The organism is Streptomyces sp. NPDC096136 (assembly GCF_044763325.1).
In the GTDB taxonomy this organism is placed as follows: Bacteria; Actinomycetota; Actinomycetes; order Streptomycetales; family Streptomycetaceae; genus Streptomyces.
Window position 1 is genome coordinate 1 of the sequence record NZ_JBIWFZ010000044.1, and the last position, 11,534, is coordinate 11,534.

12 protein-coding genes are annotated in these 11,534 nt (G+C 72.7%); 4 read left to right on the forward strand and 8 right to left on the reverse strand.

The features are described 5' to 3' along the window. Positions 1-154: 154 nt before the first annotated feature. Positions 155-553, forward strand: coding sequence for a VOC family protein (locus tag ACIRBY_RS38445; RefSeq protein WP_403910041.1), 399 nt, complete (start codon positions 155-157; stop codon positions 551-553). A gap of 25 nt (positions 554-578) precedes the next feature. Here the strand turns inward: ACIRBY_RS38445 and ACIRBY_RS38450 are convergent, their stop codons facing one another. After that, positions 579-878: a hypothetical protein gene (locus tag ACIRBY_RS38450; protein ID WP_403910044.1), complete on the reverse strand. Its 300-nt coding sequence runs from the start codon at positions 876-878 to the stop codon at positions 579-581. A gap of 54 nt (positions 879-932) precedes the next feature. Between ACIRBY_RS38450 and ACIRBY_RS38455 the strand changes: the two genes are divergently transcribed. Continuing rightward, positions 933-1,091, forward strand: a complete 159-nt coding sequence (locus ACIRBY_RS38455; protein WP_403910046.1) for a hypothetical protein — start codon at positions 933-935, stop codon at positions 1,089-1,091. An 83-nt stretch (positions 1,092-1,174) separates the two neighbouring features. Here ACIRBY_RS38455 and ACIRBY_RS38460 read toward each other — a convergent pair whose 3' ends face one another. The 6 genes from ACIRBY_RS38460 to ACIRBY_RS38485 all read right to left on the reverse strand — a co-directional run bounded on the left by ACIRBY_RS38460 (position 1,175) and on the right by ACIRBY_RS38485 (position 9,391). Next, complete coding sequence (locus ACIRBY_RS38460) at positions 1,175-2,746, reverse strand: APC family permease (RefSeq protein WP_403910049.1); 1,572 nt, start codon at positions 2,744-2,746, stop codon at positions 1,175-1,177. 273 nt (positions 2,747-3,019) lie between these two features. Beyond that, positions 3,020-4,492 (reverse strand): aldehyde dehydrogenase family protein, encoded by a 1,473-nt coding sequence (locus ACIRBY_RS38465; RefSeq protein ID WP_403910052.1) that lies wholly within the window; start codon positions 4,490-4,492, stop codon positions 3,020-3,022. Then, positions 4,489-6,231, reverse strand: a complete 1,743-nt coding sequence (locus tag ACIRBY_RS38470) for an amidohydrolase family protein (protein ID WP_403910054.1) — start codon at positions 6,229-6,231, stop codon at positions 4,489-4,491. The genes ACIRBY_RS38465 and ACIRBY_RS38470 overlap by 4 nt, the downstream gene beginning before the upstream one ends. 98 nt (positions 6,232-6,329) lie before the next feature. Beyond that, positions 6,330-7,454 carry an LLM class flavin-dependent oxidoreductase gene (locus tag ACIRBY_RS38475; protein WP_403910071.1) on the reverse strand — a complete coding sequence of 375 codons (1,125 nt, stop codon included), beginning with the start codon at positions 7,452-7,454 and terminating at the stop codon, positions 6,330-6,332. 145 nt (positions 7,455-7,599) lie between these two features. Then, positions 7,600-8,397 (reverse strand): SDR family NAD(P)-dependent oxidoreductase, encoded by a 798-nt coding sequence (locus ACIRBY_RS38480; protein ID WP_403910057.1) that lies wholly within the window; start codon positions 8,395-8,397, stop codon positions 7,600-7,602. Positions 8,398-8,407: 10 nt separating this feature from the next. Then, entirely contained in the window at positions 8,408-9,391 is a 984-nt protein-coding gene (locus tag ACIRBY_RS38485; RefSeq protein WP_403910059.1) for a TIGR03619 family F420-dependent LLM class oxidoreductase, read from the reverse strand. A 36-nt stretch (positions 9,392-9,427) separates the two neighbouring features. Here ACIRBY_RS38485 and ACIRBY_RS38490 point away from each other — a divergent pair, with 36 nt between their 5' ends. Together ACIRBY_RS38490 and ACIRBY_RS38495 are read left to right on the forward strand one after the other, a co-directional pair. Then, a complete protein-coding gene (locus tag ACIRBY_RS38490) occupies positions 9,428-9,565 on the forward strand; it encodes a hypothetical protein (protein WP_403910062.1) in 138 nt (45 codons plus the stop codon). A gap of 86 nt (positions 9,566-9,651) precedes the next feature. Continuing rightward, positions 9,652-10,311, forward strand: a complete 660-nt coding sequence (locus ACIRBY_RS38495) for a hypothetical protein (protein WP_403910065.1) — start codon at positions 9,652-9,654, stop codon at positions 10,309-10,311. On the opposite strand, the gene ACIRBY_RS38500 is transcribed toward ACIRBY_RS38495, so the two are convergent. Then, positions 10,283-11,185, reverse strand: a complete 903-nt coding sequence (locus ACIRBY_RS38500) for a L,D-transpeptidase family protein (RefSeq protein WP_403910068.1) — start codon at positions 11,183-11,185, stop codon at positions 10,283-10,285. The genes ACIRBY_RS38495 and ACIRBY_RS38500 overlap by 29 nt on opposite strands. Between the last annotated feature and the right edge of the window lie 349 nt (positions 11,186-11,534).

The following is an 11,534-nucleotide window of genomic DNA, read 5'->3' on the forward strand; positions in this document are numbered from 1 at the left end:
CCGGAAGGACAGTGGACTGGCGGAAAGCCCCCGGCCCTCCACGCACCCCGGCCCGGGGGTGCACCGCCCCACCCCCGGCCGAAGCCCCCGCCCCATCTGACAGATCGGCCCCTCCACGGGCCCCCTGGGACCCCGGCCGCCGTAGCCTCCCGGCATGATCGATGCACACACCCACGTCCGCGTCGCCCGCCCCTCCCGCGACCTCGTCGCCGCCGAGCGGTTCTACGTCGACGGGCTCGGGCTCGACGTCCTGTGGCGGACCACGGGACACGTCCCCGGGGAGCACGACCTCGTCATGGTCGGCCCGGCCGGCGGCGGGTGGCACTTCGAGCTCACCCGGGACCCCGAGAACCCGGTCGACCCCGCCCCCACGGTGGACGACCTGTTCGTCGTCTACCTCGGCCAGGCCCCCGACGCCGCCCTCGTCCGCCGCCTCATCGCCTGCGGCGGGGAGCAGGTCGCATCCCACAACCCGTACTGGGACGAGTACGGCGTCACCGTCGCCGATCCCGACGGCTACCGCCTCGTGCTCTGCTCCCGCACCTGGGGCTGAACGGACCCCGCCGCACCCCGTCCCGTCAGCCCACCGACGGGGCGTGGGGCAGGCCGCCGCTCAGGGCGGTGTCGGCGCCCGCGAGGGAGCCCTGGGTGGACTTGGTGGCGCTGCCGGCGGCCGCGGTGGTGACGGCGAGGGCGGTCTTCGTGTCCTGCACCGCCTGGCCCGGGTGGCCGGCGATGTCGACGACGCGCTCGACGACGGGCTGGCCCTGGGTCTCCGTGGAGGGCCCGTCGGCGGCGTGCGCGGCGACGGGGGTGAGGGCGAGGGCGGCGCCGCCGGTGAGGACCAGGGCGGACAGGGTGCGCTTGATGGCAGTCATGCCCGGCCCAACGACCCCGCCGCACCCGGGGTCACCACCCATCCCCTCGTTGGCGTGAAGGAAGTGCTCGTCGTGGAGCCCGCCCTCTCCCGGATCGAGAACGGCCAGCTGGAGCGCAGTGAGGTCGAGACCCTGGCCGCGTACGTCCGGGCCCTGGGCGGCAAGCTGAAGATCGTGGCCGAGTTCGGGGACGAGCAGTACGCCCTCGGGTGATGGGCGTCCCGGCCGAGGCTCAGCCCTGTGGGTCACCGCCCGGCCGAACCGACGGTCCCCCGGCGGCGGGGCCGGGAACCCCCTCAGTCCTCCACCACCAGCGAAGGCGTCGACTTGGTCAGGACCTCGCCTCGGAAGAAGGCCGGGCTGCGGCGTTCGGTGATCAGCATGATGACCACGCCCAGGGCCAGCAGGCCGACACCGATGACGAAGACGCTGCCGACGCCCAGGCCGGGGATGGCGGAGCCGGAGCCGTACGACGGGTCCCAGGCGTCCGTGAGGGTCTTGGTGAAGACCGCCGCCAGCAGCAGGCCGCCCAGGACGGGGAAGACGCCCTTGAAGAACAGGTCGCGGGCGGAGCGGCGCAGGTCGCCGCGGAAGTACCAGGCGCAGGCGAAGGCCGTCAGGGAGTAGTAGAAGCAGATCATCAGGCCGAGCGCGAAGATCGTGTCGGTGAGGACGTTCTCGCTGACCAGGGTCATGACCGTGTAGAACGCGCCGGTCGCGACGCCCGCCGTGACGGTGGCGCGGCCCGGGGTCTTGAAGCGGGGGTGGACCCTGGCGTAGGAGGCGGGCAGGGCCTCGTACGTGGACATGGCCAGGACGGTGCGGGCGACCGGGATGAAGGTGGTCTGGAGCGAGGCGGCCGCGGAGGCGAGGACGGCCACGAAGAGCAGGATGCCGAGGAGCGGGCCCATGACGGGGCCGGCGAGGGCGGCGAAGACGTTGCCGGAGGTCTCCGGGTTGCCGAGGCCCAGGCCCTGGCCGCCGGAGCCGACGGCCATCTGGGCGGCGACGCCGGTGGCCAGGTAGGAGCCGACGAGGACGACCATCGCGATGAGGGAGGCGCGGCCGGGGGTCTTGGCGGAGCCGATGGTCTCCTCGTTCGCGGTGAGGCAGGTGTCCCAGCCCCAGTACATGAAGATCGAGAGCGAGAGTCCGGCGGTGAAGGCGCCCATGGACGGGACCGCGAAGGGGTTCATCCACTGCCAGGAGAAGTCGACGCCGGTGTCGAAGGTTCCGGCGGAGGCCTTCTGGAAGGCCATGGCCACGAAGACCGCGAGGACGACGAGCTGGAGGCCGACGAGGGTGTACTGGACGCCCTTGGTGGCGGTCATGCCCCGGTAGCTGATGGCGGTGGCGGTGGCGATCAGGGTCAGGCAGGTGGCGATGTGGGCGAACTTGTCGTGGTCCAGGGCGGCGATCGAGGGGTTGGACGTGATCTCGCCGGCCAGCAGCCAGAAGTAGGACGTGGCGACGCCGGCCAGGTTGGACAGGACGATGATCGTGGCGATCACCAGGCCCCAGCCGCACATCCAGCCGATCCGCGGGCCGAAGGCCTTGACGGTCCAGGTGAAGGAGGTGCCGCAGTCCGGCATGTCCTTGTTGAGCTCGCGGTAGGCGAAGGCGACCAGCAGCATCGGCAGGAAGCCGGCGAGGAAGACCGCGGGCATCTGGAGGCCGACCTGTCCGGCGGTGGAGCCGAGGGTGGAGGTCAGGCAGTAGACGGGGGCGACGGTGGAGATGCCGATGACGGCGCTGCCCACCAGGCCGACGGAGCCCTTGCCGAGGCCCTTGCCGCGCACCTCGCCGTCGCCCTCGGCGACGCCGCTTACCGTGTCTCCGACCCGAGGCCGCTCGTCCAGCTGTGTCATGTGAAAGGACGGTAGAGGGTGCGATTTCCACATCTGGACGGGTTAAGTCCAGATGTGGACGCAATGAATCACCTTGGAATTTCAATCCACGGGCAGTTTACGACGCGAGATTGCATGATCGTTCCAGGTCCATGCGCTTGATTCGCAGGCACCGAACACGGGGTTCCGGAATGCGGAAACCGCACCGTCGACCGAAATGTCCGTTTAGAAAATTTCCCGAGGCAATTTTCCGCCTACCCGCCCACCCCTCCTACCCTCCTACCCCCTACCCGCCTACCCCGCCCACACGATCGACTGCACCTCGCTGTAGGCGTGCAGCGCGTACGAGCCCACGTCCCGGCCCACCCCCGACCGCTTGAAGCCGCCGAACGGCGCCTCCATGTTCCGGCCGATCGTGTTCACCCCGACCCCGCCCGCCCTCAGCCGCCGCGCCACCCGGAAGGCGCGCGCCGCGTCCCCGGACCAGACGTAGCTGATCAGCCCGTAGTCGCTGTCGTTGGCCAGGGCCACCGCCTCGTCCTCGCCCCCGTCGAAGGGGACGACCACGACCACCGGCCCGAAGACCTCCTCCCGCACCACCCGCATGTCGTTGGTGCAGTCGACCAGCAGCGTCGGGGCCACGTAGAAGCCGCGCCCCTCCCCCACCACGGGCCGCTCCCCGCCGTACGCGATCCGCGCCCCCTCCTTGCGGCCGAGCTCCACGTACGACTCCACCCGGTCCCGGTGCACGGCCGAGATCACCGGCCCGACCAACGTCCCCTTCACCGCCGGATCCCCGACCTTCATGAACGCCAGGTACCCCGTCAGCTTCTCCACCAGCTCCGCGTACACCGACCGGTGGACGATCACCCGGGTCGGGGCCGTGCAGATCTGGCCGCTGTAGAAGGAGAAGGTGGTGCCGATGCCCGTCACCGCCGCGTCCAGGTCGGCGTCCCCGAAGACCACCGCCGCGCCCTTGCCGCCCAGCTCCATCAGCTGCCGCTTCATGGACCGCCCGCAGACCTCCGCGATGCGCTGCCCCACCCCCGTCGAGCCGGTGAAGGACACCATGTCCACGTACGGGGAGTCCACCGCCGCCTCGCCGACCTCCACGGCCCGCCCCGAGACCACGTTCACCACCCCCGGCGGGATCCCGGCCTCCGCCAGCGCCTGCGCCATCCGGAACACCGACAGCGGGTCCTGCGGGGCCGGCTTGACCACCACCGTGTTCCCCATCGCCAGCGCCGGCGCCACCTTGCCCGCCGGATTCGCCCACGGGTTGTTGTACGAGGTGATGCAGGTGACCACCCCGACCGGCTGGCGCACCTCCAGCGCGCCCAGCACGCTCGCCCTCCCCATCGGCCCGGCCTCGGTGACCTGTGGCGGAAGGCCTCGCTCCACCGGCTCCAGCGCCCCCTTCGCGTACCGCCGGAACCGCGACACCCCCACCCCGACCTGCATCCCGCGCGCGATCCCCGTCGGGGCGCCCGTCTCCGCCCGGGCCAGCTCCGCCCACGGCTCGAACTCCCGCTGGATGACGTCCGCGGCCCGGTCCAGGATCGCCGCCCGCTCCTCGGGCCGCGTACGGGACCACGGGCCGAAGGCCTCGGCCGCCGCGCGGGCGGCCTCCTCGACCTGCGCCCGCGAGGCCTCGGGGGCGAGCCCCACCACGGACTCGTCCGCCGGGTTCACCACCTCGTAGTGGCCGCCGTCGGGCTCGACCCACTCCCCGCCGATGTACAGCCGCTGCGCCGGCTCCCCGCTCATCGCGTGCTCACCGTCCTCGTGTCCCGGCCCGACCGGAGCACGATGCCCGGGACCGCGCCGGTCACCTCGTCGTCGCGGATGGTCTCGACCCCGTTGACCCGCACCGACACGATCCCGATCGCCCGGGAGTCCAGGCGCGGGCTGTCCCCGGGCAGGTCGTGGACCAGGGTGGCCGGGCCGGCCTCGATGCGCTCCGGGTCGAAGAGGACCAGGTCCGCGTGCCAGCCCTCGGCGATCCGGCCGCGCCCGCGCAGCCCGAACAGCCGGGCCGGGTCGTCCGTCAGCATCCTGACCGCCTGTTCCAGCGGCACCAGCCTGCGTCCGCGCAGGCAGTCGCCGAGGAACCGGGTCGTGTACGGCGCCCCGCACATCCGGTCCAGGTGCGCGCCCGCGTCGGAGCCGCCGAGCAGGACGTCCTCGTGCTGCCAGGTCTCGGCGCGCAGGGCCCAGGTCGCCGGGTCGTTGTCGGTGGGCATCGGCCACAGGACGGTGCGCAGGTCGTCGTTGGCGCAGATCTCGACGAGGCACTGGAAGGCGTCCTGGCCGCGCTCGGCGGCGATGTCGTTCACGACGCGTCCGCCGAGCCCCTCGTTCTCCTTGCTGTACGTGTCGCCGATGACGTACCGCCCGAAGTCCGCGAGGCGCCGGAATACCCCGGCCTCCTTGCTGTCGGCGCGGCGCAGCATTTCGGCGCGGACGTCCGGGTCGCGGAGCCTGGCGATCCGCTCGGGGACGGGGAGTCCGAGGACCTCCCCCCAGCCCGGGATGAGGTTGAGGGCGCAGAAGGTGCCGAGGGACATGTTCATGGGGGTGAGGATCGGCATGGTCAGCGCCACGATCCGGCCGCCGGCCTTGCGGGCGCGCTCGCTGGGGACCAGCTGGCGCGGGACCCGTTCGGGAACGGCGGCGTCGATGGTGAGCACGTTCCAGTTGAGGGGCCGGCCGGCGGCCGCGCTCATGTCGACGAGGAGCTCGATCTCCTCGTCGGAGAACTGGTCGAGGCAGCCGGCGACGATGGCTTCGAGCTGGGTGCCCTCGTGCTCGCCGACGGCCCGGGAGAGCGCGAGGAGCTCGGCGGGCGCGGCGTGCCGGGAGGCGACGGGGTGGCCGTCGCCGTCGGAGTGGGTGGAGGACTGGGTGGTGGACAGGCCCCAGGCGCCGGCGTCCATGGCCTCGTGGAGCAGGGCGAGCATCTGCTCCAGCTGGGCGGGGCTGGGGGCGGCGTCTCCGGTGGCGGCCTCGCCCATCACGTGGCGGCGCAGGGCGCAGTGGCCGACCATGAAGCCGGCGTTGACGGCGATCCGCCCTTCGAGGGCGTCGAGGTACTCGCCGAACCCCGCCCAGGACCAGTCGACCCCTTCTTCGAGGGCGGCCAGGGCCATGCCCTCGACCTTGCTCATCATGCGGCGGGTGTAGTCGGCGTCCTCGGGGCGTTCCGGATTGAGCGGAGCCAGTGTGAACCCGCAGTTGCCGCCGGCGACGGTGGTGACGCCGTGGTTCATGGAGGGGGTGGCGTACGGGTCCCAGAAGAGCTGGGCGTCGTAGTGGGTGTGGGGGTCGATGAACCCCGGGGTGAGGACCAGCCCGGTGGCGTCCTCGCTGGTGCGGGCCTCCTCGTCGACGGTGCCGGGGGGTGCGATGACGGCGATGCGGCCGTCGCGTATGCCGACGTCCGCGACGCGGGCGGGGGCGCCGGTGCCGTCCACGACGGTCGCTCCGCGGATGAGGTGGTCGAGCATGGGGTTCCCTTCCCGTCCTGGACGGTGGCGGTGTGCGGTGTCGTACCGGGTGCGGGTGGGCCGCTGCGCGGGGCGGGGTCCCCGCCCCGCGGGCTCCCCTATGACGCGGACTGGCGGAAGCGCGTGGTCCGGTGGACCGGGTCCGTGTCGATGTGCGGGATGACGTGCTCGCCGATCAGCTTGATCGTCGTCATCGTGTCCTCGTACGACACCCCGGTCGGCAGGCCGAAGGACAGCTGGTCCGCCCCCGCCTGCTCCCACCGCTTGCACTGCGCCCGCACCTCCGCCGGGTCACCGCAGATCAGCAGCTCCTCCGCGATCAGGAGCTCGATGATCTCCGCGTTGTACTCCGGCAGGGTCTCGGGCCACTGCGGGATCGCCTCCGGCCGCGGGAACGTGTCGTGGTAGCGGAACACCAGCGACTGGAAGCGGTTCATGTTCGCGTTGACGGCGATCTCGACCGCCTTCTCGTGCGTCTCCGCGCAGATCGCCGTCGAGGTGACCATGACGTTGTCGTTCACGAAGGCGCCGATCGCCTTCGCCTCCTGGATCGCCGTCTTGTACTGCTCCAGCACCCACTCCATGTCCGAGACCTTCTGGACGCTGAAGCCCAGCACTCCGAGGCCCTTCTTCGCCGCCATCGCGTACGAGGAGGGGGAGCCGGCGGCGTACCACATGGCCGGGTGGGCCTTGCCGTACGGCTTGGGGAAGATCTTGCGCGGGGGCAGCGACCAGTGCTTGCCCTGGAACCCCTCGTACTCCTCCTGGAGGAACATCTTGGGGAATTCCGCGATGGTCTCCTCCCAGATCTCCTTGGTGTGGTTCATGTCCGTGATGCCGGGCAGGAAGCCGAGGATCTCATGGCTGCCGGCGCCGCGCCCGGTGCCGAACTCGAAGCGGCCCTTGGAGAGGTGGTCGAGCATGGTGACCTTCTCGGCGACCTTCACCGGGTGGTTCACCGGGGCGAGCGGGTTGAAGATGCCCGAACCGAGGTGGATGCGCTCGGTGGCGGCGGCGAGGTAGCCGAGGAAGACCTCGTTCGCGGAGAGGTGGGAGTACTCCTCCAGGAAGTGGTGCTCGGAGGCCCAGCCGTACTTGAAGCCGGACTTGTCGGCCTGGATGACGTACTGGGTCTCCTCGAGCAGCGCCTTGTGCTCCGCCTCGGGGTCGACCTTGGACCGCGCCTCAGGCACGTATCCCTGCACGAAGAGCCCGAATTCCAAGGGGTTCACCGTCCTTAGGTTTCTGACGTTGCGTCAGATTCGATGGGTCCGACTGTTCCACCGCGCGGTGGGGGCGTCAAGAGCGGTGGCGGGCACAACTGACGCTCCGTCAGATGTAGGGCGGGCGGGATCGGGCGGGGATCCCTCAGAGGATGCTGACCCCCGCCATCCAGCCCCCGTCGATGACGAACGGCTGGCCGGTGATGTACGAGGAGTCCTCGGACGTCAGGAACAGCGCCAGCCTCGCGATCTCCTCCGGCCGCCCGACCCGCCCCAGCGGCACCACCCGCCGGTACAGGTCCGCCATCGCCTCCCGCGCCTCGTCCGTGAGCCCGGCCGGATCCAGCAGGCCCGGGTTGGCCATGGGGGTGTCCACCGCGCCCGGGCACATGGCGTTGACCCGGATGTTCTGCGCGGCCAGCTCCAGCGCCGCCACCCGCGTCAGCCCGAGGATCGCCGCCTTCGTCGCCGCGTAGGCGCCCACGTACGCCATGCCCGTCAGGCCCGTGTACGAGGAGGTGTTGACGATCGTCCCGCCGCCCGCCGCCCCGATCTCCGGGGCGACCGCCTTGATCCCGAGGAAGGCGCCGACCTGGTTGACCTGCACCACCTGCCGGAACTCCTCCAACGGGGTCGAGGTCAGCTCGTTGAACCGCAGGATGCCCGCGTTGTTGACCAGCCCGTCGACCCGGCCGAAGGCCTCCTTCGCGACGGCCACGGCGGCCGCCCAGTCCTCCTCCCGGCTCACGTCCATCCGGACGTAGCGCACCCGGTCCCCGCCCCACTCCTCGGCGATCGCCTCGGCGACGGCGGCCCCCTGCTCGTCGAGCACGTCGCCGAGCACCACCCTCGCCCCCTCGGCGGCGAAGAGCCGCGCCTCCTGCTCCCCCTGGCCCCGCGCCGCACCGGTGATGACGACGACACGCCCGTCCAGCTTTCCCACGGTTGCTCCCTCAGTCGGTCGGGTCGGTCGGACGGGTCGGGTCGTTCCGGTCGTCGAGCAGGGGGGCCACCTCGGCGCCGAACGCCGTGATCTGGTCCACCAGCTCGGCGCGGTCGCGGCTGCGGAAGCGGACCTGGATCTGGTCCACGCCCAGCGCCCGGTACTCCCGCAGGGACTCCGCGAGCGCCTCCGCCTTGCCGGTGAGCGTGCGCCGACCCGTGTCCCAGCCGGGCTCGCCGACGTAGAGGGGCTCGGTGATCGCCCCCACCTCGAACGGCCCCTCCACCCCGGCCGCCTCCCGCAGCTCGCGGATCCGGGCGACCTGCGCGGGGATCCGGTCGCGCGGGTCGCCCTGCGGGAGCCAGCCGTCCCCGCGTACCGCGGCCCGGCGGACCGCGGCGGGCGAGGACCCGCCGACCCAGACGGGTATCCGCCGCTGGGCGGGGCGGGGCAGCTGGCCCAGGTCGCGGAAGGAGAACCGTTCCCCCTCGAACTCGGGGAACTCCTCCGGACCGAGGGCGGCGCGCAGCGCGTCCAGGGTCTCGTCGAGGACCGGCCCGCGGCCCTCGAAGTCCGCCCCGAGCGCCTCGAACTCCTCCCGCACGTGCCCGGCCCCGACCCCGAGCACCAGGCGGCCGCCGGAGAGGTGGTCGAGGGTCGCGTACTGCTTTGCGGTGGCCAGCGGGTGGCGCAGGCCGACGATCGCGACGTGGCTCAGCAGCCGCACCCGCTCGGTGATGCCCGCCAGGAAGGCCAGGGTGGCCACCGGGTCGTACCAGACCGTGCCCATGGGCCCGGCGAGCCGGCGCGGGATGGCCACGTGGTCGCAGGTGGCCAGGTACCCGAAGCCGGCCCTGTCGGCGGCCCGCGCCACCGCGGCGAGGTCCGCCGCGCCGGCCGAGGCCTCCCAGGGCTCGGCGTAGATGGTGCTCTGCGACTGGACCGGGAGCTGCATCCCGTACGCCAGCCGGCCTTCCGGAAACACGCGTGCCATGGCCGTCCGTCCCCGTCTCGCGGTAATGGGTGGTGGGTGGTGGTGGTCGCCGTCGTCGTGGTCGCCGTCGGGGTCGCCGTCGTCGTGGTCTTCGCCCGCGGCCGTGCGGGGGTGCGGGGCGGCGGCGACGGACGGGCCGGCGCGGCTGCGCCGCCGGGTCATCGTCGTAGCTGACGGGTCGTCAGGCAAGGGGTCGGGCGGGACCGGCGGCAACGGGCGTGGCCGTTGGCCCCGCCCGGCGCAGCGCCTAGGGTGCGCCCGTGGAACTGATACTGACCCTCGTCAGCGGGCTGGCCTGGACCCTCGTGTACGTCGAGGCGATCCGGGTCGGGCTCCGCGACCGGACGTACGCCATGCCCGTCGCCGCCCTCGCCCTGAACCTCGCCTGGGAGACCACCTACGCCGTCGGCGACCTCCGTTCCGGCCTCTCCCCGCAGGGGGTGGTCAACGTGGTGTGGGCCGCCGCCGACCTGGTGATCGTCTCCACGTACCTGCGCTACGGGCGCGCCGAGCTGCCCGCCTTCGTGACCCGGCCGGTGTTCGCGGCGTGGAGCGCGCTCGTCTTCGCGACGGGCTTCGCCGTGCAGTGGCTGTTCCTGGCGCAGTTCGGCGCGCACGACGCCTCCCGCTACGCCGCCTTCCTGCAGAACCTGCTGATGTCGGGGCTGTTCCTGGGCCTGTACGCCGCCCGGCGCGGACCGCGCGGGCAGTCGCTGCTGATCGCCGTCGCCAAGTGGCTGGGCACCCTCGCGCCGACCGTGCTGTTCGGGGTGGTGGAGGGGTCCGGGTTCATCCTGGGACTGGGCGCGCTGTGCTCCGTCTTCGACCTCGCGTACATCGGGCTGCTGGCCCGGGGGAAGCGGTGGGACGCGGGGCCCGAGGGGGCGCCGCTCAGAAGCCGGCCGGACCCATCGCGATGACCGGGTGGGCCGCCGGGTCCAGGGTTTCCAGGAGCTGCTTCATCGCCGCCTTGGGCAGGCCGACGCAGCCCTGGGAGGGGCCGTCGTGGTCCACGTGGAGCCAGATGTTGCCGCCCCGGCCCCTGCCGTCCGGCATGACCGGGTCCAGCGGGGACACCCCCTGGCGGCGGTTGTAGTCGATGGCCACGACGTAGTCGAAGGAACCGGCGAGGGACTCGCCGTTCACCCCGAGGCCCGTGGCGACGAAGCCGGGGTCCCGGTCGTACGGGAGCCTCGTGCCGGGCGGCGCGGACAGCAGACCGCCCGCGTCGCTGAGGGAGAACACGCCCTGGGGGGAGGTCAGGTCCCCGTAGGCGCGCTCGGTGGACCAGCCCTTGGCGCCGTTGCGGGCCGGCCACTGCCCGGCCCTGACCCAGTCCGCGCCGGGCGCCGGGCGGGTGTACAGGGCGGCGGTGGACTCCGAGGAGTCCTTCGCCTTGCCGGTGACGAGGACCAGCTGGCGCGCCTCGGTCGGGATACGGGCCCGCGTGGACTCGCTGAGGGCGGCCGCCGGGAGCCCCTGGAGGACGTCGGGACGCCGGCCGCCGCGCGCGGCATGCTGCGGGGCGTCGGCGTGGGCGTGGGCCTTGGGTCGGCCGTCGGAACGGGCCGGCGGCACGGGCGCGCCGGGCTGCTCGTAGAGGGCGTGCACCCATCCGGCCCCGAAGAGCAGCAGCCCGGCGGTGGCCACCAGCACCAGCGCCCGGGACGGCCGCCCGGCCGCCGCTCCCCGCCGCCGGGCGGCACCACGGCGACGCCCGCCGCGTTCCGGCGTACGGGCACGGGGGCTGGAGGCGGGACCGGTTCCGGATCCGGCGCGGCGGTGCTTGCTCATCCCCCCGACGGTACATCAGCTCCCCACATCCACCGGCGATCCGGGTTCCGCTTCCGGGCCGGGGTACCCCGATGGCGGGGGTGGGTGCGGGGGGGGGAGGTGCGGGGGGGGTGCGGGGGGGGGAGGTGGGGCCCGGGGTGGTGGGGATGTGGGGCGGGGGCTTCGGCCGGGGGTGGGGCGGTGCACCCCGGGCCGGGGTGCGTGGAGGGCCGGGGGCTTCCCGCCAGTCCACTGTCCTTCCGGTCCGGTCCGGTCCGTCAAGGGCGCTCCCTTCGGTCGCGTCGCTGCGCGATGGCCTTCGGCCACCCTTGACGGACCGGCCCGGCCCGAAACGCCGAAGACTGTCGGA

Coding starts and splice junctions, on each gene's coding strand:
- ACIRBY_RS38445 (WP_403910041.1), top strand. CDS start 155: ATGATCGATGCACACACCCACGTCCGCGTCGCCCGCCCCTCCCGCGAC.
- ACIRBY_RS38450 (WP_403910044.1), bottom strand. CDS start 878: ATGACTGCCATCAAGCGCACCCTGTCCGCCCTGGTCCTCACCGGCGGC.
- ACIRBY_RS38460 (WP_403910049.1), bottom strand. CDS start 2,746: ATGACACAGCTGGACGAGCGGCCTCGGGTCGGAGACACGGTAAGCGGC.
- ACIRBY_RS38465 (WP_403910052.1), bottom strand. CDS start 4,492: ATGAGCGGGGAGCCGGCGCAGCGGCTGTACATCGGCGGGGAGTGGGTC.
- ACIRBY_RS38470 (WP_403910054.1), bottom strand. CDS start 6,231: ATGCTCGACCACCTCATCCGCGGAGCGACCGTCGTGGACGGCACCGGC.
- ACIRBY_RS38485 (WP_403910059.1), bottom strand. CDS start 9,391: ATGGCACGCGTGTTTCCGGAAGGCCGGCTGGCGTACGGGATGCAGCTC.
- ACIRBY_RS38500 (WP_403910068.1), bottom strand. CDS start 11,185: ATGAGCAAGCACCGCCGCGCCGGATCCGGAACCGGTCCCGCCTCCAGC.